This window comes from Ruegeria sp. AG1, assembly GCF_056541705.1.
On record NZ_JBQFYU010000001.1, the window covers coordinates 169013 to 188675 of the forward strand.

General features: G+C 58.8%; 22 protein-coding genes. 15 read left to right on the forward strand and 7 right to left on the reverse strand.

Annotated elements, in window-relative coordinates; genetic code table 11:
- Nucleotides 1-167: 167 nt before the first annotated feature.
- From ACR0B5_RS00805 to ACR0B5_RS00815, 3 genes are read left to right on the forward strand one after another with little or no spacing between them, the layout of a single operon-like run.
- The gene (locus ACR0B5_RS00805; RefSeq protein WP_170637450.1) at nt 168-635 is read left to right on the forward strand and encodes a MarR family winged helix-turn-helix transcriptional regulator; all 468 of its coding nucleotides are present in this window, start codon (nt 168-170) and stop codon (nt 633-635) included.
- Nucleotides 632-1669, forward strand: coding sequence for an efflux RND transporter periplasmic adaptor subunit (locus ACR0B5_RS00810; RefSeq protein ID WP_170555839.1), 1038 nt, complete (start codon nt 632-634; stop codon nt 1667-1669). The genes ACR0B5_RS00805 and ACR0B5_RS00810 overlap by 4 nt, the downstream gene beginning before the upstream one ends.
- Before the next feature lie 11 nt (nt 1670-1680).
- Nucleotides 1681-4722 carry an efflux RND transporter permease subunit gene (locus ACR0B5_RS00815; RefSeq protein ID WP_480537758.1) on the forward strand — a complete coding sequence of 1014 codons (3042 nt, stop codon included), beginning with the start codon at nt 1681-1683 and terminating at the stop codon, nt 4720-4722.
- A 54-nt stretch (nt 4723-4776) separates the two neighbouring features.
- Here ACR0B5_RS00815 and carB read toward each other — a convergent pair whose 3' ends face one another.
- Nucleotides 4777-8121: a carbamoyl-phosphate synthase large subunit gene (gene carB, locus ACR0B5_RS00820; RefSeq protein ID WP_480537760.1), complete on the reverse strand. Its 3345-nt coding sequence runs from the start codon at nt 8119-8121 to the stop codon at nt 4777-4779.
- A gap of 177 nt (nt 8122-8298) precedes the next feature.
- On the opposite strand from carB, the gene ACR0B5_RS00825 reads away from it, so the two are divergent.
- From ACR0B5_RS00825 to aspS, 4 genes are all read left to right on the forward strand, one after another.
- Nucleotides 8299-9426 carry an aminodeoxychorismate synthase component I gene (locus ACR0B5_RS00825; RefSeq protein WP_480538150.1) on the forward strand — a complete coding sequence of 376 codons (1128 nt, stop codon included), beginning with the start codon at nt 8299-8301 and terminating at the stop codon, nt 9424-9426.
- The gene (locus tag ACR0B5_RS00830) at nt 9381-10025 is read left to right on the forward strand and encodes an aminotransferase class IV family protein (protein WP_480537762.1); all 645 of its coding nucleotides are present in this window, start codon (nt 9381-9383) and stop codon (nt 10023-10025) included. Before ACR0B5_RS00825 ends, ACR0B5_RS00830 begins: the two co-directional genes overlap by 46 nt.
- Complete coding sequence (locus ACR0B5_RS00835) at nt 10022-10693, forward strand: CPBP family intramembrane glutamic endopeptidase (RefSeq protein ID WP_480537764.1); 672 nt, start codon at nt 10022-10024, stop codon at nt 10691-10693. Before ACR0B5_RS00830 ends, ACR0B5_RS00835 begins: the two co-directional genes overlap by 4 nt.
- A gap of 77 nt (nt 10694-10770) precedes the next feature.
- The gene (gene aspS, locus ACR0B5_RS00840; protein WP_480537766.1) at nt 10771-12546 is read left to right on the forward strand and encodes an aspartate--tRNA ligase; all 1776 of its coding nucleotides are present in this window, start codon (nt 10771-10773) and stop codon (nt 12544-12546) included.
- Nucleotides 12547-12971: 425 nt separating this feature from the next.
- On the opposite strand, the gene ACR0B5_RS00845 is transcribed toward aspS, so the two are convergent.
- Complete coding sequence (locus ACR0B5_RS00845) at nt 12972-13688, reverse strand: response regulator (protein WP_480537767.1); 717 nt, start codon at nt 13686-13688, stop codon at nt 12972-12974.
- A gap of 135 nt (nt 13689-13823) precedes the next feature.
- On the opposite strand from ACR0B5_RS00845, the gene mce reads away from it, so the two are divergent.
- Complete coding sequence (gene mce / locus ACR0B5_RS00850) at nt 13824-14228, forward strand: methylmalonyl-CoA epimerase (protein ID WP_170555832.1); 405 nt, start codon at nt 13824-13826, stop codon at nt 14226-14228.
- Between the two features lie 21 nt (nt 14229-14249).
- The gene (locus ACR0B5_RS00855; protein ID WP_170374730.1) at nt 14250-14522 is read left to right on the forward strand and encodes a DUF1467 family protein; all 273 of its coding nucleotides are present in this window, start codon (nt 14250-14252) and stop codon (nt 14520-14522) included.
- Between the two features lie 2 nt (nt 14523-14524).
- Here ACR0B5_RS00855 and ACR0B5_RS00860 read toward each other — a convergent pair whose 3' ends face one another.
- The 3 genes from ACR0B5_RS00860 to ACR0B5_RS00870 form a co-directional block, all read right to left on the reverse strand.
- Nucleotides 14525-15217 carry an EI24 domain-containing protein gene (locus ACR0B5_RS00860; RefSeq protein WP_480537769.1) on the reverse strand — a complete coding sequence of 231 codons (693 nt, stop codon included), beginning with the start codon at nt 15215-15217 and terminating at the stop codon, nt 14525-14527.
- On the reverse strand, nt 15214-15792 hold the full coding sequence (locus ACR0B5_RS00865; RefSeq protein ID WP_170664759.1) for a nitroreductase family protein: 579 nt from the start codon (nt 15790-15792) through the stop codon (nt 15214-15216). Before ACR0B5_RS00865 ends, ACR0B5_RS00860 begins: the two co-directional genes overlap by 4 nt.
- A 185-nt stretch (nt 15793-15977) precedes the next feature.
- Nucleotides 15978-16217 (reverse strand): hypothetical protein, encoded by a 240-nt coding sequence (locus ACR0B5_RS00870; protein WP_170460576.1) that lies wholly within the window; start codon nt 16215-16217, stop codon nt 15978-15980.
- Nucleotides 16218-16337: 120 nt separating this feature from the next.
- On the opposite strand from ACR0B5_RS00870, the gene ACR0B5_RS00875 reads away from it, so the two are divergent.
- From ACR0B5_RS00875 to ACR0B5_RS00890, 4 genes are read left to right on the forward strand one after another with little or no spacing between them, the layout of a single operon-like run.
- Nucleotides 16338-17039 (forward strand): M48 family metallopeptidase, encoded by a 702-nt coding sequence (locus ACR0B5_RS00875; protein WP_480537772.1) that lies wholly within the window; start codon nt 16338-16340, stop codon nt 17037-17039.
- Nucleotides 17036-17404, forward strand: coding sequence for a YigZ family protein (locus ACR0B5_RS00880; protein WP_170460595.1), 369 nt, complete (start codon nt 17036-17038; stop codon nt 17402-17404). The genes ACR0B5_RS00875 and ACR0B5_RS00880 overlap by 4 nt, the downstream gene beginning before the upstream one ends.
- A 23-nt stretch (nt 17405-17427) precedes the next feature.
- The gene (locus ACR0B5_RS00885; protein ID WP_480537773.1) at nt 17428-17724 is read left to right on the forward strand and encodes a DUF6455 family protein; all 297 of its coding nucleotides are present in this window, start codon (nt 17428-17430) and stop codon (nt 17722-17724) included.
- Nucleotides 17725-17738: 14 nt separating this feature from the next.
- Nucleotides 17739-18008, forward strand: coding sequence for a DUF6455 family protein (locus tag ACR0B5_RS00890; RefSeq protein ID WP_480537775.1), 270 nt, complete (start codon nt 17739-17741; stop codon nt 18006-18008).
- Nucleotides 18009-18031: 23 nt separating this feature from the next.
- On the opposite strand, the gene ACR0B5_RS00895 is transcribed toward ACR0B5_RS00890, so the two are convergent.
- Nucleotides 18032-18274, reverse strand: a complete 243-nt coding sequence (locus tag ACR0B5_RS00895) for a CDGSH iron-sulfur domain-containing protein (protein WP_480537777.1) — start codon at nt 18272-18274, stop codon at nt 18032-18034.
- Between the two features lie 229 nt (nt 18275-18503).
- On the opposite strand from ACR0B5_RS00895, the gene ACR0B5_RS00900 reads away from it, so the two are divergent.
- Together ACR0B5_RS00900 and ACR0B5_RS00905 are read left to right on the forward strand one after the other, a co-directional pair.
- Nucleotides 18504-18689 carry a hypothetical protein gene (locus ACR0B5_RS00900; protein WP_425085163.1) on the forward strand — a complete coding sequence of 62 codons (186 nt, stop codon included), beginning with the start codon at nt 18504-18506 and terminating at the stop codon, nt 18687-18689.
- 139 nt (nt 18690-18828) lie between these two features.
- Nucleotides 18829-19185: a diacylglycerol kinase gene (locus ACR0B5_RS00905; protein WP_170555825.1), complete on the forward strand. Its 357-nt coding sequence runs from the start codon at nt 18829-18831 to the stop codon at nt 19183-19185.
- A gap of 36 nt (nt 19186-19221) precedes the next feature.
- On the opposite strand, the gene ACR0B5_RS00910 is transcribed toward ACR0B5_RS00905, so the two are convergent.
- A complete protein-coding gene (locus ACR0B5_RS00910) occupies nt 19222-19545 on the reverse strand; it encodes a hypothetical protein (protein WP_480537779.1) in 324 nt (107 codons plus the stop codon).
- Nucleotides 19546-19663: the final 118 nt, after the last annotated feature.

Consider the following 19663-nt stretch of genomic DNA (forward strand, 5'->3'; position numbering starts at 1 on the left):
GCAAGTCCTGAACGTTTTGGATTTGCTCAAAATGCAGTCACAGGGGCATTTGATCAAGTCTTGGTTACCCGAGGGAAGCTAGGCCCGAGGATGATTCTCCACTTCAGTTATTGAATAGTTCATAATTTGAAGTATATGACCCGCAACGACGTCTCGGAGTCTCTTCAATGTCAGACAGTATCAGCGACAGGCTTGGCCGCCTGAGCCCTGAAATTCAGGCCATCATGGGCGTCTATGCTCTCTATTGGAAACTCGAAGAGACCTTCGACACCATCGAAACTGACCTGAGCCACCCGGAATGCCATATGCTGATCAAGCTAGATGAACCCAAGAGAATGGGTGTTCTGGCAGCCGATATGCTCAGCGTGCCATCCACCATTACGGCCACTGCGGATGCTCTGGAAGAAGCTGGCTATCTGGCGCGCCAGCGCGATCCCAACGATCGCCGTGCCTGGTTGCTGGTGCTGACCGAACAAGGTGAGAGCGCGCGAGATATGTTGGTGTCAGCAGCCGGTGATCTGTTTCACAAGGCCTCTGGCCTGAACGCAGAAGAAACAGCCGAGTTCGCTCGGATGGCGAGCAAGATTCGTGACAACGTACTGAAAACGGGAATTCCCGAGGGATTGAAGAAATGAAACAGCTGACTTCTCTGGGCCTGCTATTGGCCGTTTTGGCGACGCCGCTTGTCGCGCAAGAGACCGCGAAACCGGTCAAGCTAATGCAGGTGCAGGAAACGGCTCCGGGTTTCACTCGACAGTTTTTCGGCCGCGTCGCTGCGCGTCAGACCGTTGATCTGGCATTTCAGGTTCCAGGGCAGATTGTTGAGATGCCTGTCACCGAAGGGTTCGTCATCCCGAAGGACGGTCTGATTGCCCGACTGGATCAGGAACCGTTCGAACTCAGGCTGGATCGCGCCCGCTTGCAGAAAGAACAAGCTGACCGAACCGTCGCGCGCCTGTCGCGGTTGCGCGGCACGACCGCCAGCCAAGTGGCGGTCGATGATTCCGAAACCGAAGCGCAACTGGCCGCTATCGCCCTCCGCGACGCGGAATACGAGCTGGAACACGCAACGCTGACGGCGCCGTTCGACGCGCTTGTATCAAGCCGCGCAGTTGAGGCCTTTACCACCGTGTCGGCGGGAACTCCGATCGTGCGCATCCACGACATGTCGGAACTTCGGATCGAGGTGGACGTCCCCGAGATCCTGTTCCAACGCTCGGGTCAGCAGGATGACATCACGATCACGGCCAAATTCCCCGTAAGCGACGAAGTTTTTCCGCTGGAAATCCGTGAGTTCGACGCTGAGACCTCGAGTGTTGGGCAGACATTCCGCATTCAGTTCGGCCTGACCCCGCCTGAGGGGCTGCAGATTCTGCCCGGCTCGTCCGTGTCGGTGAACGTGCATGTCAGGGATGGCCGCACGGGGATCGTTCTGCCGGCGTCAGCCATCGTCGCTGGCGCGGATGGCGCGCTGGGCGTGATGGTCTTTTCTCCGGCTGGCGCAGACGAGGGCACGGTACGCCTTGCGCCCGTAACCATCGAACCAACGCAGACCGGCGAAGTCCGTGTTCTGACCGGCTTGTCAGACGGCGATGAGGTGGTTGTCGCAGGTGGCTCGGCGTTGACAGACGGCCAGAGCGTGCGCCGTTTCACCGGCTTCTCGAACTAAGGGGCGGGCTAATGAGAATTGCACGCGCATCTATCGACCGGCCGCTTTACACGTGGCTGATCATCCTGATCGCCCTGTTTGGCGGCATATGGGGCTTCCTTTCTCTGGGGCGCCTAGAGGACCCGGCTTTCACAATAAAAAACGCGGTGATCGTCACGCAATACCCCGGTGCCACAGCCGAGCAGGTGGCGCTGGAAGTCTCTGAGCCTCTGGAATCGGCGATCCAGCAAATGGGTGAGGTGGATACGATCACCTCGTTGAACCAGCCGGGGCAATCCCTGATCGAGGTTGAGATCAAATCCACATATGACGGCAGCGAATTGCCCGCCATCTGGACGCGCCTACGCGCCAAAGTGCGCGATGCGGCGCGGGGCCTGCCATCCGGTGTAAACCAGCCCTATGTCAATGATGGTTTCGGCGACGTGTTCGGCCTGTTCTATGCGGTAACCGCTGAAGGGTTCTCGGACGCAGAAAAGCACGAACTGGCGACGTTTCTGCGGCGTGAGCTGCTGACCGTCGACGGTGTTGCCGATGTCGAAGTTCAGGGCTTGCCGCAAGAAGCGATCTTCATAGAGCCGGATCTGTCCATCTCGGTGAACCAGAACGTCCCCATCCAAGCTATCAACGAGGCAATTGCCAACGCGGATTCGGTCAACTCCTCCGGCTCGGTTCGGTCCGAGAACGACCGCACCACCATTTTGACAGCCGAAGGGTCAGATAGCGTATCGGCCATCGCCGGATTGTCGGTCGGCTCGCAAGGGCAGGTAATCAACCTGTTTGACATGTCTAACGTTTACCGCGCCCGTCAGACCGACCCGGATATCATGATCCGTTTCGATGGGACCGAGGCCTTTACGCTGGGCATTGCCGGTTTGGCCGCTGAGAACATCGTCGAAGTCGGCAAGCGCGCGGATGCAAAATTCGCGGAGCTGGACACGCAAATTCCGTTTGGCGTGGAAATTCTGCCCATCTACCAGCAACACGTGGTGGTCGAGCAAGCCTCGAACGACTTCCTTGTGAACCTCGCCATGTCGGTGATCATCGTGGTCGCGGTTCTGGGCCTCTTTATGGGATGGCGCGCTGCCATTGTGGTCGGGACGACATTGCTTCTGACCGTGGTCGGGACGCTACTGTTCATGGCGCTGTTCTCGATTGAGATGGAGCGCATCTCGCTGGGTGCCCTGATCATTGCGATGGGGATGCTGGTGGACAACGCCATCGTTGTGGCCGAGGGCATGCAGATCGCGATGTTGCGCGGCAAATCCTCGCGCGATGCAGCGGATGAGGTGGCATCGAAAACGCAGATCCCGCTGTTGGGCGCGACGGTCATCGGCATCATGGCCTTTGCAGGCATCGGTCTCAGCCCCGATGCGACAGGAGAGTTTCTGTTCTCGCTCTTTGCGGTTATTGGGATCTCGTTGCTGCTCAGCTGGGTTCTGGCAATCACAGTAACCCCGATGTTGGCCCATTATTTCTTCAAGCAGGGCAAAGAGGGTGAAGTTGACGCTTATGGCAGCCTTCTGTTCCACGTTTACGGCGCGATACTGCGCTGGGCGTTGCGGTTCCGCTGGCTCGTTGTGGCCGGGCTGATCGCTGTGACGGTGGCCTGTTATGCGGGCTTCGGCCTGATGAAGCAGCAATTCTTCCCGGACTCGAATACGCCGCTGTTCTTTGTCCACTACAAGCTGCCTCAGGGCACACCAATCTCACGTACCTCTGCGGATATGGCAGTGGTAGAGGATTGGCTGGCCGAACGTGACGATGTGGTGTCCGTCACCACGTTTGTCGGGCAAGGCGCGACCCGTTTCATGCTGACCTACAGCGCTGAGGATCCGAACCCAAGCTACGGTCACATGATCATTCGGACGGAAACGCTTGAGGATATTCCAACGCTGCAGGCCGAGCTTGAGGCCTTTGGGGTGGCTCAGTTTCCTGAAAGCGAGTTTCGCACCAAACGGCTGGTCTTTGGTCCGGGTGGAGGCACGCCGATTCAAGCCCGCTTCTCGGGTAGCGACCCAGCCGTGCTGCGGCAGTTGGCTGACGAAGCGGTTCAACGCATGGCGGCTGCTACGCCGAACGCGCTGAACGTCCATCATGACTGGCGCGAGAAAGAGCTGGCGGTGCAACCGATCTACGCAACCGAACGTGCGCAGACAGCCGGTGTTTCGCGTGAAGATATTGCGGCCACGCTGCAATTCTCGACCGACGGCATTACCGGTGGCGTCCTGCGTGAGCGTGACCGCCTGATCCCGATCATTCTGCGCCGCCCTGCAGAGGGTGACTATTCGATCGTCGATCAGGTCGTGTATTCCGATCAGTCAGGCCAATTCGTGCCCATCGAACAGATGGTGGACGGGTTCGAATACCAGTTGCTCAACACCGAGGTCCACCGGCGCAACCGGGTTCTGACAATCACCGTTGGCGCGGATATCCCACCAGATGTGACCGCAGCGCAGGTGCATTCCGAAGTGCGCGCAACGATTGAAGAGATGGACCTGCCACCCGGCTATCGTATGGAATGGGGAGGTGAGTTCGAGGACTCGGGCGATGCCCAGGAAAGCCTTGGTAGGCAATTGCCACTGAGCCTGTTGATCATGGTGCTGATCTCGGTGCTGCTGTTCAATGCAATCCGCCAACCGGTCATCATCTGGCTTTTGGTTCCCATGTCTGTGAACGGTGTGGTGATCGGTTTGCTGGGCACCGGACTGCCGTTCACCTTTACGGCGCTTCTGGGTCTGCTCAGCCTGTCGGGGATGCTGATCAAGAATGGTATCGTTCTGGTCGAAGAGATTGACCTGGTCCGCGCGACGGGCAAACCGCTGCAGGAGTCGATCATCGAAGCATCCGTCTCGCGTCTGCGGCCGGTGATGCTGGCGGCGATTACAACGATCCTTGGGATGGCCCCGCTGCTGACCGACGCTTTCTTCGTCTCGATGGCAGTTACGATCATGGGCGGGCTGGCTTTTGCTACGGTCCTGACCATGGTCGCGGCCCCGGTCTTCTACCTGCTGTTCTTTCAGCGAGATGAGAAACGGCAAGCGGTTGCTGCTTAAATGAAAACCCCCGACCAACGACCGGGGGTTTTGCTTTTTCCTTGGTGCTGCAGGTCAGCCCTGCAGCGATTTCACCTCGACGTCACCTTCGGCCTGCGCCTTGATCGCCAACGCTGCTGCGTAGCTGGCGGCGGCGGTGGTGAAATAGGGGATCTTGTCATACAGAGCGATTGAGCGGATCGACCGGCTGTCTTCCACCGCCTGTGCGCCTTCGGTTGAGTTCATCACCAGCTGAACACCGCCGTCTTTCATCAGGTCAGTCACATCGGGGCGTCCCTCATAGACCTTGTTGACCACTTCGCAAGGTACGCCCTGCGTGTCCAACCAGGTTTGCGTGCCGCGTGTGGCGACCAGTTCAAAGCCCTGATCGACCAGAACGCGCGCGGCCTCCAACATGTCAGGCCCTTTGTCGGCGTCCTTGATCGAGATGAATGCGCGGCCGGATGAGGGCAGCACCATGCCAGCGCCTATCTGTGCCTTCAGGAATGCGCGCGGGAAGTCGCGATCCCAGCCCATGACCTCACCAGTCGAACGCATTTCCGGGCCCAGAATGGTGTCGACGCCAGGGAAGCGTGCGAAGGGCAGCACGGCCTCTTTGACCGAGAACCACGGCATGTCCGGGTCGGCCAGTGTCATCTGGTCGGCGATCTTGCTGTCGTCGACTGTCTTGTAGGGCGGGCGTTTCGGGAAGTCCGCCAGTTTCTCACCCGCCATGACCCTCGCTGCGATGGACGCAATCGCGCTGTCGGTGGCTTTGGCGACGAAGGGAACGGTACGCGAGGCGCGCGGGTTTACTTCGATCAGGTAGATCTCACCATCCTTGATTGCGAACTGAACGTTCATCAGGCCGACCACGTTCAACGCTTTGGCCAGTTTGAACGCCTGTTCTTTGATCTGCTCGATGATCTCTTTCGAAAGCGAATAGGGCGGCAGCGAACAGGCCGAGTCACCCGAGTGAACGCCTGCCTCTTCGATGTGTTGCATGATGCCTGCAACGTGAACGTCGGTGCCATCGCACAGAGCATCGACGTCCAGTTCCACCGCACCCGCCAGATAGCTGTCCAGCAGAACCGGGCTGTCGCCCGAGACCACAACAGCCTCGTTGATGTAGCGCCGCAGCTGATCCATATCGCGCACGATCTCCATCGCGCGACCGCCCAGAACGTAAGAGGGGCGGATCACCAGCGGGAAGCCGATTTCTTCTGCGATCTCAAGCGCCTGTTCATCGGTCGAAGCGATGCCGTTTTTCGGCTGTTTCAGGCCCAGATCGTTGACCAGCGCCTGGAAGCGTTCGCGGTCTTCGGCCAGGTCAATCGCGTCGGGCGTGGTGCCGAGGATCGGAATGCCTTCGGCCTCAAGCGCGTTCGCCAGTTTCAGCGGAGTCTGGCCGCCGAATTGGACGATCACACCGTGCAAGGTGCCGTTTTCCTGTTCTTTCGTCAGGATTTCCATGACGTGTTCAAAGGTGAGCGGCTCAAAATACAGACGGTCCGAGGTATCATAGTCGGTCGAAACCGTCTCGGGGTTGCAGTTGACCATGATGGTCTCATAACCCGCGTCGGTCAGCGCGAAGCAGGCGTGACAGCAGCAATAGTCGAACTCGATGCCCTGACCGATCCGGTTCGGACCACCGCCGAGGATGACGACCTTTTTGCGGTCGCTTGGACGCGCCTCGCATTCGACTTCACCCATCATCGGAGCTTCGTAGGTCGAGTACATGTAAGGTGTCTGCGCTTCGAATTCAGCGGCGCAGGTGTCAATGCGTTTGAACACGGCCTTGACGCCCAGATTGCGGCGGGCGCGGCGGACGTTGTCTTCGTCACGGCCGGTCAGGTTGCCCAGACGCGCGTCCGTAAAGCCCAGCATTTTCAGCTTGCGGATGCCGTCCTCGGTGACCGGCAGGCCGTCTTTGCGCACCTGACGCTCGGCCTCGATGATCTCGCGGATGCGGGCCAGGAACCACGGGTCGAACTTGGTGACGCCGAAGATTTCGTCATCGGACAGACCGTGGCGCATGGCCTGCGCGATGGTGCGCAGGCGGTCTGGGGTCTGTTGGCTGATCGCTTTGATCACGGCGGCCTTGTCGTCCGCTTCTTCCCAAACACCGACATTCAGGCCGGGGATTTCGATTTCGTCAAAGCCGGTCAGGCCCGATTCCATCGAGGCCAGAGCCTTCTGCATCGATTCGTGGATGGTGCGACCGATGGACATGGCCTCACCCACCGATTTCATAGCGGTGGTCAGGTAGGGTTCCGAGCCCGGGAATTTTTCGAACGCGAATTTCGGGATCTTGGTGACGACATAGTCGATGGTTGGCTCGAACGACGCGGGCGTGACTTTGGTGATGTCGTTGTCCAGTTCGTCCAGCGTGTAACCGACGGCCAGCTTTGCCGCGATCTTGGCAATCGGGAAACCGGTCGCTTTGGAGGCCAGAGCGGATGAGCGCGATACCCGCGGGTTCATCTCGATCACGACCATGCGGCCATCTTCTGGATTGATCGCCCATTGTACGTTCGAACCACCTGTCTCGACGCCGATCTCGCGTAGAACAGCGATCGAGCCATTGCGCATGATCTGGTATTCTTTGTCGGTCAGCGTCAGGGCAGGGGCCACGGTGATCGAGTCACCCGTATGCACGCCCATCGGATCTACGTTTTCGATGGAACAGACGATGATCGCGTTGTCGGCAGTGTCGCGCACCACCTCCATCTCGTATTCTTTCCAGCCCAGCAGGCTTTCATCGACGAGGATCTGATTAACCGGCGAAGCATCCATGCCCGAGCGGCAGAAATGGATATAATCCTCACGGTTATAGGCCACACCGCCGCCTGTACCGCCCAGAGTAAAGGCAGGGCGGATGATGGCGGGCAGGCCGATCTCTTCCAGCTCATCCAATGCCATCTGCACACCGGCATCCAAATCGGTGGAGCCGTCTTCGCGCTTGGGGGCGGTCACAATGGTTGCCTTGGGGTTTTCAAGACCCAGCCGGTCCATCGCCTCGCGGAACAGGGCGCGGTCTTCGGCCATTTCGATGGCGTCGCGTTTGGCGCCGATCATCTCGACGCCGAACTTGTCCAGAACGCCCATCTCTTCCAGCGCGAGCGAGGTGTTCAGGCCTGTTTGGCCTCCCATGGTGGGCAGAAGGGCATCGGGGCGCTCTTTCTCGATGATCTTGGCGACCACTTCGGGGGTGATCGGCTCAATATAAGTCGCATCGGCCAGACCCGGATCGGTCATGATCGTCGCGGGGTTCGAGTTCACCAGAATGACCCGGTACCCTTCCTCGCGCAGCGCCTTGCAGGCCTGAGCGCCGGAATAGTCAAACTCGCAGGCTTGTCCGATAACAATGGGGCCTGCCCCAATGATCATGATCGACTGGATGTCGGTTCTTCTCGGCATGGCCTTGTTCCTTCGATTGTCAGCGAGTCAGGGCACCGCCCCAGCGCCCAAATTGTCCTGCGTTATAGGGACCGCGCGAAAAGGTGCAAGAGGTATCGGGAACAGAGGTGAAATTGCCGCTTTCCCCCCTTTCCCTTGGCAGAGTATTCTCTATATCGCGCATCACGGCTTATGAGGATGCACTTGCGTATTCGTTTTGATCAGGGACCTGCCGGTCCGGGAGCCCGGTTCGACCGGCCATCCCACATCATCCGGGCGGATGCCGCGGACGAGGTGCCACAGGCGTTGGCGGCCCTTGATGACGCTCGCGCGGCGGGCAGTTGGCTGGCCGGTTACGCCAGCTATGAGCTGGGCTATGTGCTGGAACCTCGGCTGCTTGGTTTGTTGCCGGATGATCGAAAGCTGCCGCTGCTGTGTTTCGGCGTCTATGACGCTCCGGATCAAAGCACATTACCCAAAGCCGATGGCGGCGTATCCACGTTTCAACCGCGTTGGGATGAAGCACGCTACAGTCAGGCCTTCCGGGCAGTGCATGATGCCATCGGGGCGGGGGATATCTATCAGGCGAACTTGACCTTCCCGATTGATCTAACGGTCGATGGGGATAGCGCGGCGCTCTACGCGGCGTTGACATCCGGCCAGCCGGTCGGCCACGGAGCGCTTGTTCAACAGGACGGTCTGCCGGACCTTCTCAGCCGCTCGCCCGAGCTGTTCTTCCGCACGGATGAAACCGGTCGGATCGAAACGCGGCCCATGAAGGGCACCCAGCCGCGCAGCGAGGATATGGCCGAGGACGCCCGCCGCCGCAACTTCCTGTCGTCGGATGAGAAGAACCGGGCCGAGAACCTGATGATAGTTGACCTGCTGCGCAATGATATCAGCCGCGTGGCGCTGCCCGGTTCTGTTCACGTGCCTGAGCTGTTCAAGGTCGAAACCTATGCCACGGTGCATCAGATGGTCTCACTGGTGCGGGCGCAGCTGCAGGTCGGGGCCGGGTTGTCCGACATCATGACGGCACTGTTCCCCTGTGGTTCCATCACCGGCGCGCCCAAGATCCGTGCGATGGAGATCCTGTCCGAGCTGGAGCCCTGGGCGCGTGATATCTATTGCGGAACAATCGGCTGGGCCGCGCCGGATGGCCGGTCGGAGTTCAACGTCGCCATCCGCACGCTGATGGTGGAGGACGGAAAGGCCACGCTGAACGTCGGCGGAGGCGTGGTTTGGGACAGCACAGCCCCATCTGAATACGAGGAAGCCCTATGGAAAGCCCGCTTCGCCCACCAGTTGAGCCTGATTTCCGCCTGATCGAAACCCTTGGCTTTCAACCCGATCAGGGCTTCGTGCGGCGTGATCGGCACCTTGACCGCATGGCGCGCACGGCAAAGGACTTGGCGCTGTCCTTCGACCGCAATGCGGCGCTTGTGATATTGTCCGGCGTTACCAGCGATGCCCCCTTGCGGTGTCGGTTGACCATGGATGTCCATGGAGGCTTTGACCTGACCGCGGCCGCGTTAGCTGGCAATCCTGAGATCTGGCGGTTGGGGATTTCTCAGACCCGGCTGAACTCGGACGACATATGGTTGCAGCACAAAACCACGCGCCGCACTGTCTACGATTCTGCCCGAGCCTCCCTGCCGGATGGCATTGACGAGCTGATGTTCCTCAACGAGCGGGAAGAGCTGTGCGAAGGAACCATCACCAATCTGTTCATTGAAATGCCGGACGGGCGCAGGCTTACGCCTCCTGTGTCCTGCGGTCTTTTGCCGGGCATTCTGCGCGAACAGCTTTTGGAGGAGGGTTGGGCCGAGGCCGTTCTAACCATGAATGATCTGAGTTCCGCCAAGGCGATTTATATGGGCAACTCTCTGCGCGGCCTAATCCCCGCAAAGCTGGTGGCACTATGAGCAACGACAGCGCGTTGGATCACCGACCGGTGGCGATGGGGCGTCTGCGGCTTGAGTTCGGTGCGTTCTTCGTTGCGGTCCCTCTGCTGATTGCAGTCCTGTTCCCGCCCAACTGGATGTTCCCGGCTTTGTTTGCATTCACTGGGCTGGGCATTGTCCTGTTGTATGCCACACCGGGCTTCCAATGGGCCGAACTTCGCTACAATTGGGCAAACTGGTCGGTCCGTGAACTGGTCGCGTTCACGACAGCTACCGCACTGTTCTGCATTGCTCTTATCTACCTGACCCGCCCGGATGCCGCCTTTTTCCTTTTGATGCACCGGCCCGAGATGCTGGCCTTTATCTGGGTCGGCTATCCGCTAATGTCTGCGCTACCGCAAGAGCTGTTGTTCCGTCCGCTGTTTTACCGCCGCTACCATGGGGTCCTGCCTGAAGGCCGCAAGGCCGACCTCCTGAACGCGGCCATCTTTTCCTTCGCCCATCTGATGTACTGGAGCTGGATCGTCGCCGTCATGACTTTTGTTGGCGGCCTGCTGTTCAGCTGGGCCTATCGCAAACGAGGGTCCTTCTTCTACGCGGTGCTGCTGCACGCGATTGCAGGGAATATCATCTTTGCCGTGGGTTTGGGCGTGTATTTCTATTCCGGCAACGTTCAAAGGCCGTTTTGACAGCGCGACCCGCCTTGACTTTCCAAGCCTGACAGGGTGTATCGGCGCGACGAATTCTGCGCCCGAAGGGATATTCCATGCACGCCTATCGCAGCCACACCTGCGCCGCTCTGACCGCCGCCAATGTCGGTGAAACCGTCCGCCTGTCCGGTTGGGTGCATCGGGTCCGAGATCATGGCGGCGTGCTGTTCATCGACCTGCGCGACCATTTCGGTGTGACACAAGTTCTCTGCGATGGCGACAGCGCGGCTTTTGCCGAGCTTGAGAAAGTGCGCTCGGAATGGTGTATCCGCATCGACGGCACTGTCAAAGCGCGGGATGCCGATCTGGTGAACCCGAAACTGCCAACTGGCGAGATCGAGGTTTACGTGCGTGAGCTGGAGGTTTTGGGTGCCGCCGACGAACTGCCGCTGATGGTGTTCGGCGATCAGGAATACCCCGAGGAAACCCGCCTGCGCTATCGCTACCTCGACCTGCGCCGCGAGGCGATGCAGCAGAATATGACCCTGCGCTCGGACGTTGTGGCATCAATGCGTCGCCGCATGTGGGATCAGGGCTTCCGCGAGTATCAGACGCCGATCATCACCGCGTCCTCGCCCGAAGGCGCGCGCGACTTTTTGGTGCCCTCGCGTCTGCATCCGGGTAAGTTCTATGCACTGCCGCAGGCGCCGCAGCAATTCAAGCAGCTGATTATGGTGTCGGGTTTCGACAAGTATTTCCAGATCGCGCCGTGCTTCCGTGACGAAGATCCGCGCGCTGATCGTTCGCCCACCGATTTCTACCAGCTCGACCTCGAGATGTCCTTTGTCGAACAGCAGGATGTGTTCGACACCATCCAACCCGTTTTGACCGGCGTGTTCGAAGAGTTCGGTGGTGGCCGCAAGGTCGATCAGGAATGGCCTCAGATTTCCTACAAGGATGCGGCCCTGTGGTACGGCTCCGACAAGCCCGACCTGCGGAACCCTATCAAAATGCAAGTGGTCTCCGACCACTTCCGCGGGTCTGGCTTCGCGATTTTCGCAAAGCTATTGGAGCAAGAAGGCACCGAAATCCGCGCCATCCCAGCGCCGACTGGCGGTAGCCGCAAGTTCTGCGACCGTATGAACGCCTTTGCCCAGAAAGAGGGTCTGCCGGGGATGGGCTATATCTTCTGGCGCGATCAGGGCGAAGGGATGGAGGCCGCTGGCCCGCTTGCCAAGAACATCGGCCCTGAGCGCACTGAGGCGATCCGTCAGCAACTGGGTCTGGGCGTCGGCGATGCGGCGTTCTTCCTGGGGGGTAAGCCGAAGGCCTTTGAAAAGGTCGCCGGGAAGGCGCGCGATGTGATTGGCGATGAGTTGGGCCTGACCGAGAAAGATCGTTTTGCCTTTGCCTGGATCGTGGATTTCCCGATCTACGAGCAGGACGAGGAAACCGGTGCGATCGACTTTGAACACAACCCGTTCTCGATGCCGCAGGGCGGTATGGAGGCGCTGAACGGCGATCCTCTGGACGTGCGCGGCTATCAGTACGATCTGGCCTGTAACGGGTATGAGCTGGTCTCGGGCGCGATCCGGAACCACAAGCCGGAAATCATGCTGAAAGCCTTTGAGCTGGCGGGCTATGGTGAAGACGAAGTGAAATCCCGCTTTGGTGCCCTTTTCAACGCGTTCCACTACGGCGCGCCGCCACACGGTGGCTGCGCTGCGGGCATCGACCGGATCGTGATGCTGCTGGCGGATGAAGCCAACATTCGCGAGGTCATGATGTTCCCGATGAACCAACGCGCCGAAGATTTGATGATGGATGCGCCGTCCGATCCAAGCTCGGATCAATTGATGGAGCTGGGGCTTCGTATCATCCCTCAGGATTAAAGAACAACCGCCCGCTTCAAGCGGGCGGTTTGCGTTTGAGGGGGTGAAACCAAGCAGTTGCTGCATATCACCTGATCGCGCCGATCACTGGAGGCGAGAATGCGTTTGTGTTTCGATTCTGTCTCGTTACTTCAATCCCCTGATATGCCTGTGACATTCTCGGGACGGTGATGCCGCTCAATGCTTCAAGCAAACCTGACCTAGATCGTTTCGGGTTAAACTTGGGACGCGAATGCTCTGTCACGCTTTCAGCGCTCTTGGAACATTTGTGCCACTTGATGATTCAGGTAAAACCCGAAACGCTTTAATCCAGAGGATTGGCGACCCCGATCCGTTTCGCGCGGATGGCCCGAGCCGAGTTGCTGGCCTGTCGGTACATCCAAAAACACAACAAGGTTGCGGTGATGAAATAGGCGGTGATCAATTCAGATAGCCTCTTTCTGCTGCAATCTGTCTTGAACGATCCCGGCAACCTGCGCGGCGCGTGCGGTGATCGGCGTGCCCTCGGAGCGCGAAGCTGCAAGGTCCTTTGCCGCCTTGATCAAGACCAGATCATTGGCCTCACGCGCGACGCTGCCGAGAAACTGGGCTGCATAGTCCAGCGTGCGGTGATCATTCGGACTGGCCAGCACATCGGCGATATGGGCCATGTCGTCCTGATAGGCGAGGGGATCTGGATGGATCTGCTCATCCCGGACCGCGTGTAGTTCGCTGGGGCGGCGGTTTTCGGGCAGCAGTTCGAGAATGGTTCTTTGAAAGAAGGCCATGGATTTTATTGGCTTGTCCAGAAATCCATCTGCCCCGGCCTGCATCGCCTTTTCGCGGATGCAGTCATCGCCGGACATACCAAGGATGACACCGATCCGAGGGGTGGCCTGCGTCAGTTCGGCAATCAGATCGGCGCCCGAGCCATCCGGCAGCCCCATATCCACGACGATGATCGAGGGGCGATAGATCTGCAGGTGACGCCGGGCCGATTTCAGGCAATCTGCACGCCGGATCCGCGCGCCGCTGTGCAAGCACATCAGGCGGATCACGTCGCAGGAGTATCGGCTGTCTTCGACAACCAGAATGGTCTGTCCCCGCAACGGTCGGGTCGCGGTGGGTGTGGCAATGGTGGTCAATGGTCCCGAATCGTCCATGGCAGCTCTCCTATCCAGCAGATGCCTCACGCTAGGAACTTCTGGCTAACACAGGGTTAACGGGCAATTTGGCGCACTTGTTCTTTGGCTGGGCAGCCCCCATAACCCAAGCAACGCAGGACAGAGGAGACTATCATGATTGGACGCCTGAACCACGTTGCCATCGCCGTTCCGGACCTTGAGGCCGCATCGGATCAATACCGCAATGCGCTGGGGGCCAAGGTGGGTGCGCCTCAGGATGAACCCGATCATGGTGTAACGGTTGTCTTTATCGAACTGCCTAATACGAAGATTGAACTTTTGTACCCCTTGGGCGAGGACAGCCCGATCAACGGGTTTCTGGAAAAGAACCCCGCCGGAGGTATCCATCATGTCTGCTATGAAGTCGACGATATCATCGCCGCGCGTGACCACCTGAAGGAAACCGGCGCGCGTGTGCTAGGCTCCGGCGAGCCCAAGATCGGTGCCCATGGCAAACCGGTGCTGTTCCTGCACCCCAAAGATTTCAACGGTTGCCTTGTCGAGTTGGAACAGGTGTAACGCCAGCCCGGAGGGCCTGACATGACTATAACTGCCGCTTTGGTTCTGTTTGCTGTCATCTGGTTCATGACGCTGCTGATCGTTCTGCCTATTCGTATCAAGACGCAGGGCGATCTGGGGGATATCGTTCCGGGCACCCATGCGGGTGCGCCGGAAGAGCATCACATGAAAAAGAAGATGTGGATCACCACAGGCATTTCGATCGTTCTATGGGCGATCATCGCCGGGATCATCCTGTCGGGCGCGATTTCTGTGCGCGACTTCGACTGGTTGAACCAGCTGGAGCCTCGCTAACCTCAGGTGTCCGAAAGCTTGTGGTAGATATGGGTGAACGTGGCCGCCCCGAGGATAGGGATCACCAGGTTCACCAAAGGAACGGAAAGCGGGATCGCCATAAGCGTTCCTGCCGCCCAGATTGTGGTGACGTGTTTGGCGCGTAGCTTGCGTGCCCCGTCGCGGCCCAAACGGCGCATCGCCGCCAGTGTAAAGTACTCTCGGCCCAGCAGAAAACCGTTCATCGCCCAGAAAATGAAGGGCGCGAAGGGTGGGAAGATCGCGTAGAGGATCAGCGCCAGAATATTGGCCACAATCAGAACGCCCAAAAAGCCCAACCCATCCATGACGGCCTCGGAGACCGGTATCCTTGGGGCTTTGGGCAGGGTTGGATAGTGCTTATCCTCAACGGCCTGTGCTACGTCCTCGAGAAAGATTGAGGTGATGGCTGAGGCGACCGGCACCATTAGAAACACCGGCAACACCAGCACTAGAAAAATGCCCGAGTAGTTCAGCGCGTCGTTCAACCACGAAACCGTGCCGATAAATGGCAGTGATATCTCGTTTCCAGACAGCGAATTGATGAACCAGATCGCGCCCGCGCAGGCGAGGATCAACAACAGGATCGTCAAGCCGATACCCCGAAATAGAACAGAGCGGAATTTTGGGTCTCCGATCTGACCCAGCGCTGCAAAAAACGCGTTGAGGATGATCATTCCGCGACCCATTCCGTCAGGGCGGCAACATCGGGCCGAGGGCGCTCGGGCGGGGCGCTGCCTTCGGTGGCGATGTGAATCAGGCCTGCGACGCTTTCATTGTCGGCCAGGCCAAATGCTTTCTGGCAGAAGGCTCGGTCATGGGTCTGCCAGCCGGACAGCCAGTTGGCGCCCCATCCGGCGGCCAATGCCGCGTTCAACAGCGCCAGACAGACCGCGCCTGCCGAATAGGTCTGTTCGATGGCCGGGATTTTCTCGGACGGTTTCTGGACCTCAATCACGGCCACGGCCAGATGTCCCAAGTCGAACTGGCTGCGCGCCTTCGCGATGTCTTCGGGGCTTTTGCCCAAAGCGGTGCCGCAGTCCTCGGTCAGGCTGGCCAGACGCGCCATGGCACCTTTTTCCAGCACAATGAACCGCCAGGGCTCAAGCTTGCCATGATCAGGGCTGCGCGCGGCTGCGGTCAGCAGTGGCAACAGCTCATCCCGCGTCGGAGCCGGCGCGATCAGCGTTTTCGCCGGACGAGAGCGGCGCACCTGCAGAAATTCCAGCGCAGCGGGGTTTTTCAGGGACATATGTTAACTTCCTTTACATCAGCGAGTTGTATTTTGGTTGCCACGGCTTGGGTTTCAAGGGGCTGCACAAACTCGCTGGGTCTTTTCCGGCCGGTCGCTGCCTGCGGAAAAAGGGGTTTGAATGGCTACGTTTGGGATATCTAAGGCATCGGCGTGTCGCCGTCCATGCGCGCTCTATACGGGCCTTAATCCTGCGTTTCGCGAATCTGATAGACGCCTTCAGGCAGGTCCAGCGCGGCTGCGAGATCACGCACCTGTTCAGGCGACAGCGTTATTTTCTGGACCTCACCGGTGCGGGGGTCAAATTGTTCCAACGTTACACATTCCGCGAAGCTGTTGATGACGACGTCTTCGTTCAAAGGCTTGTCGCCTTCATCCACCAGAGTAATCACCGTCGAGTCGAATTCATGCTCAATCGAAAACATGAGAACAGAGTGCGCGCGACCGCCCAGCAATGCAAGTCGTTTGGGCGCGATCCGGGTATGGTCGTGTCGTCTTGCGCGCGCTATGTTCCCCTTAAGGCCTGACCGCTTGAAGGAAACCTGATGCGTCGACTCATTCTTCTGGTGATTGCACTGTTTCTGGCGGCATGCAGCGCGGAAATCCTGCGTGAGCAGTCCGTCGCCGAGTGGGAGGCCTCGGACGCGCCCGTAACGGTTGAGACCTTCCGTGAGGTTAGCCAGGCAATCGGTGACGAAGCCCGCGCGCAATGTTTGCGTACCTCAAAGGGGCAGAACTGCGACTTCCGAATTCTGGTGGACCTGAATCCCAAGGCCCCGGCTAATGCGTTTCAGACGCTGGACGACAAAAACCAGCCGGTGATCATTTTTACCCGCTCGATGATCCAGTCGGCCCAAAACGCGGATGAACTGGCCTTTGTCATGGGCCATGAGGCGGCGCATCATGTTCTGAGCCATATCGCCCGTCAAAGCGAAAACGCTAGCGCCAGCGCCGCGAAATTCGGAGATCTGGCGCGGCTGCGTGGCGGCACCGATGCAGAGATTGAAGAGGCGCAGAAACTGGGCGCTAAAGTGGGTGTGCAGGCCTATGTCCAGACCTTTGAGCTTGAGGCCGATCAACTGGGTACAATCATTACCTATAATGCCGGATATAACCCCTTGGTCGGTGCCAAGTACTTCGACCGCATTCCGGATCCTGCTGACAAGTTCCTCAGCACACATCCGCCCAACGCGCAGCGCGTGCAGATCGTTCAGCAAACGGCCCGGCAGCTTGGATTGACCCAATGACGGATGTGCTGCGGATGGGGGTCGTCTTGACGGATCGGGGCTCGAAATACGCGGTGTCGGGCGCGCATGTCGAATCGCGGGCCGAGATTGACGCGGTGCTGGACGCGCTGCGTTCGGACAAAAGCTATGCCAAGGCCACGCATAATACATGGGCGGCGGTTTTGCCGACTGGCGGGCTAAAGGCCGATGATGGCGAAAGCGGCGCTGGCATGGTGATCTTACGTATGTTGGAGCGTGAAGGCCTGCGCAATCACGTGATCATCGTCACCCGCTGGTATGGCGGCAAGAAACTGGGCGGAGACCGCTTTCGTCGTGTTCAGGACGCCACGCGCGCCTATCTGGACCGGATCAGCGCCCCAATTTGACCTGAATCAAAGTCCTATGGTCCATGCTTGCTACCCTGTTTGCCAGCGCGACAGGGAAAGGACGCAACATGCCCAGCCTGAAATCACTGCGATTGCATGCCGGTTTGGTGGACGACATGGCAAACATGCTGGATGTCGATCTGGAGGAAGCCACGATCCGGGGCGATGTGTCCATGGACCAGCTCTCAGAGGCGGTACTGCGCTGCACCGATTGCCCCAATCCTGACAATTGCCAAACGCTGCTGGCTCAAGCGTCGTCTCTAAGCCGGACCCCTGAATACTGCCGCAACAAAGACTTGCTGCACAAACTGATGCCCTAGCGCGGGTTAGTAGGATGCCGCATCTGGGAAACATCATGACCCATTTTCGTCTGGTCCTGCGCATGGGGCAGACAACCGGCGCAGACCTTGTTCATGCGCATCGGTCCGGCAAACTCAGCCAAGAGGAATGGGCCGAGATGATCCAGTTCTGCCGGGGGTGCTCATCTGCGCAGGATTGCCCCGAATGGATGGATCGGCAAGCCGCGGGCGCAGACGCGCCGCAGACCTGTCCGAATCGGGGGAAATTTGCCGCGCTCAAGGCCGCCCAGACCGAAGAGGCCTGAGGGCTCAGGACTTGACCTGACAATCAGAGCTTGGAATGCGACCCGTCGCACAGGGGTTGCTTGGACGTATGTTTACACCCGCAGAAGAACACCTTTTTGCTGGCCTCAGCGGTGTATTTAACTGGCTCGAAACTGCTGCCTTTGTGGGAGCCATCGCAGAAAGGTTGCCGCTTCGACTGGCCGCAGGAGCACCAGAAATAGCTTTTCCCTTCTTCGACCTCGACGGGAATGGGCGAGTCTTGGGCGATGGTCGGCGATTGAGACATTTGGCTACTCCGTCCTTTGGCTGATGTCTGCAAAAAGTCTAGGGTTATGTTTCGAAAAAGGTAGCCTGTCTTGGCGAGTAAGTCGCAAATTGCCGGTCATGCTGGCATGGAATCGCTGCGTTTCACGGTTTTGTGATTGATTCTGTTGCCAGATTGCTTGTCAGCCCGTATTCTGGTCGTGGCCCCGAAAATTGGGCAATATCAGCAAAGTAATAAAGGAATGATGGACATGAAACTGAAGTTTGCCGCCGTTGGTGCGTTTGCTCTGATCCTGACTGCCTGTGCGCAGCAGGAAGAACCGACCCCAGTATACGTTCAGCCGAGCTATGATAAAGCTGGCACACCAAGCTGCCCGGGCGGGTATCAGCTGGCAACAACCGAAGCAGGCCAGACTGTCTGTGACCCGATACAATAAAGGTTTTGCAGGCGGCCCCGATGCGGGCCGTCTGCACATCCAACGGAGTGGATACCGCCCTTGGGGCGGTTTTTTCTTGCCCATTGCACTGCGCTTGCCAACCCTTCAGAACGGCACGAAAGCAATCGCCCGAGGACCCATGCTCAATTTCTTTTCCCGCCTAAAGGACCGCACCAAATGGAGCTGGCAAGGATTGGTCGCCACCTGGCGGGAGGAGTACTCCTTTCGCGTTTGGGGCTATGCCAACCTGATCTCGGCGGTGCTTGCTGTGTGGCTGCCGATCAGCGGGGTCGAGCGTGCGTTGATCCTTGTCATGGGCGTCCTCGTGCTCGTGGCCGAGCTGTTCAACACGGCCATCGAGCGGGCGGTCGACTATACCTCGACCGACCATCATCCGCTGGCGGGACAGGCCAAAGATGCTGCGAGCGCAGCTGTTGCATTGACAGCGATTGCCGCTGGGATTGCCTGGGCCGTAGCGCTGATCGGCCTGATCTAGACCGCCTTAAGCTACGCTTTAAACGCCGTGGAGCGCTCAGCGAAACTTGCGATGTATCCTGTGGCGCAGACCAAATGATCTGTGTTTCAGATGCCGCGGCCTGTGATGCTTGAGTACCAGTTTTCGACGCGGATGCAGGACGCGCTTGGCCGGTTTGACCTTGTGTTCGAGGACCGGAGCCGAGTGATGTCGGTGAACAAAGTGTTTGCTGCGCTTGTGAATCACCAGCTTGTTGCCACCGACTGACAAGATCTTGACCGCTCCGCCATGAACGTGCTGCGCCGCCGCCGGCGGCGCCAGCATCATGGCTGCCACCGCCATCATTTTGAAATGAGATGAAATTGTCGGAAACCGAAACATGAAACCCTCCAACCAGTGTCGAGTTCAGCATCGCGGCTTTGTCGGGCAAGCGCCAATAAACTCGGCTCACGCTTGCCTCAACTGATTTGTAGATTTCAGATCATAGGGTTAAGGGTGT

Coding starts and splice junctions, on each gene's coding strand:
- ACR0B5_RS00885 (WP_480537773.1), top strand. CDS start 17,428: ATGCTTGCTACCCTGTTTGCCAGCGCGACAGGGAAAGGACGCAACATG.
- ACR0B5_RS00805 (WP_170637450.1), top strand. CDS start 168: ATGTCAGACAGTATCAGCGACAGGCTTGGCCGCCTGAGCCCTGAAATT.
- ACR0B5_RS00810 (WP_170555839.1), top strand. CDS start 632: ATGAAACAGCTGACTTCTCTGGGCCTGCTATTGGCCGTTTTGGCGACG.
- ACR0B5_RS00855 (WP_170374730.1), top strand. CDS start 14,250: ATGACTATAACTGCCGCTTTGGTTCTGTTTGCTGTCATCTGGTTCATG.
- ACR0B5_RS00860 (WP_480537769.1), bottom strand. CDS start 15,217: ATGATCATCCTCAACGCGTTTTTTGCAGCGCTGGGTCAGATCGGAGAC.
- ACR0B5_RS00890 (WP_480537775.1), top strand. CDS start 17,739: ATGCCGCATCTGGGAAACATCATGACCCATTTTCGTCTGGTCCTGCGC.
- aspS (WP_480537766.1), top strand. CDS start 10,771: ATGCACGCCTATCGCAGCCACACCTGCGCCGCTCTGACCGCCGCCAAT.
- ACR0B5_RS00865 (WP_170664759.1), bottom strand. CDS start 15,792: ATGTCCCTGAAAAACCCCGCTGCGCTGGAATTTCTGCAGGTGCGCCGC.
- ACR0B5_RS00835 (WP_480537764.1), top strand. CDS start 10,022: ATGAGCAACGACAGCGCGTTGGATCACCGACCGGTGGCGATGGGGCGT.
- ACR0B5_RS00895 (WP_480537777.1), bottom strand. CDS start 18,274: ATGTCTCAATCGCCGACCATCGCCCAAGACTCGCCCATTCCCGTCGAG.
- carB (WP_480537760.1), bottom strand. CDS start 8,121: ATGCCGAGAAGAACCGACATCCAGTCGATCATGATCATTGGGGCAGGC.
- ACR0B5_RS00870 (WP_170460576.1), bottom strand. CDS start 16,217: ATGTTTTCGATTGAGCATGAATTCGACTCGACGGTGATTACTCTGGTG.
- ACR0B5_RS00845 (WP_480537767.1), bottom strand. CDS start 13,688: ATGGACGATTCGGGACCATTGACCACCATTGCCACACCCACCGCGACC.
- ACR0B5_RS00905 (WP_170555825.1), top strand. CDS start 18,829: ATGCTCAATTTCTTTTCCCGCCTAAAGGACCGCACCAAATGGAGCTGG.
- ACR0B5_RS00875 (WP_480537772.1), top strand. CDS start 16,338: ATGCGTCGACTCATTCTTCTGGTGATTGCACTGTTTCTGGCGGCATGC.
- ACR0B5_RS00830 (WP_480537762.1), top strand. CDS start 9,381: ATGGAAAGCCCGCTTCGCCCACCAGTTGAGCCTGATTTCCGCCTGATC.
- mce (WP_170555832.1), top strand. CDS start 13,824: ATGATTGGACGCCTGAACCACGTTGCCATCGCCGTTCCGGACCTTGAG.
- ACR0B5_RS00900 (WP_425085163.1), top strand. CDS start 18,504: ATGAAACTGAAGTTTGCCGCCGTTGGTGCGTTTGCTCTGATCCTGACT.
- ACR0B5_RS00880 (WP_170460595.1), top strand. CDS start 17,036: ATGACGGATGTGCTGCGGATGGGGGTCGTCTTGACGGATCGGGGCTCG.
- ACR0B5_RS00815 (WP_480537758.1), top strand. CDS start 1,681: ATGAGAATTGCACGCGCATCTATCGACCGGCCGCTTTACACGTGGCTG.
- ACR0B5_RS00910 (WP_480537779.1), bottom strand. CDS start 19,545: ATGTTTCGGTTTCCGACAATTTCATCTCATTTCAAAATGATGGCGGTG.
- ACR0B5_RS00825 (WP_480538150.1), top strand. CDS start 8,299: ATGCACTTGCGTATTCGTTTTGATCAGGGACCTGCCGGTCCGGGAGCC.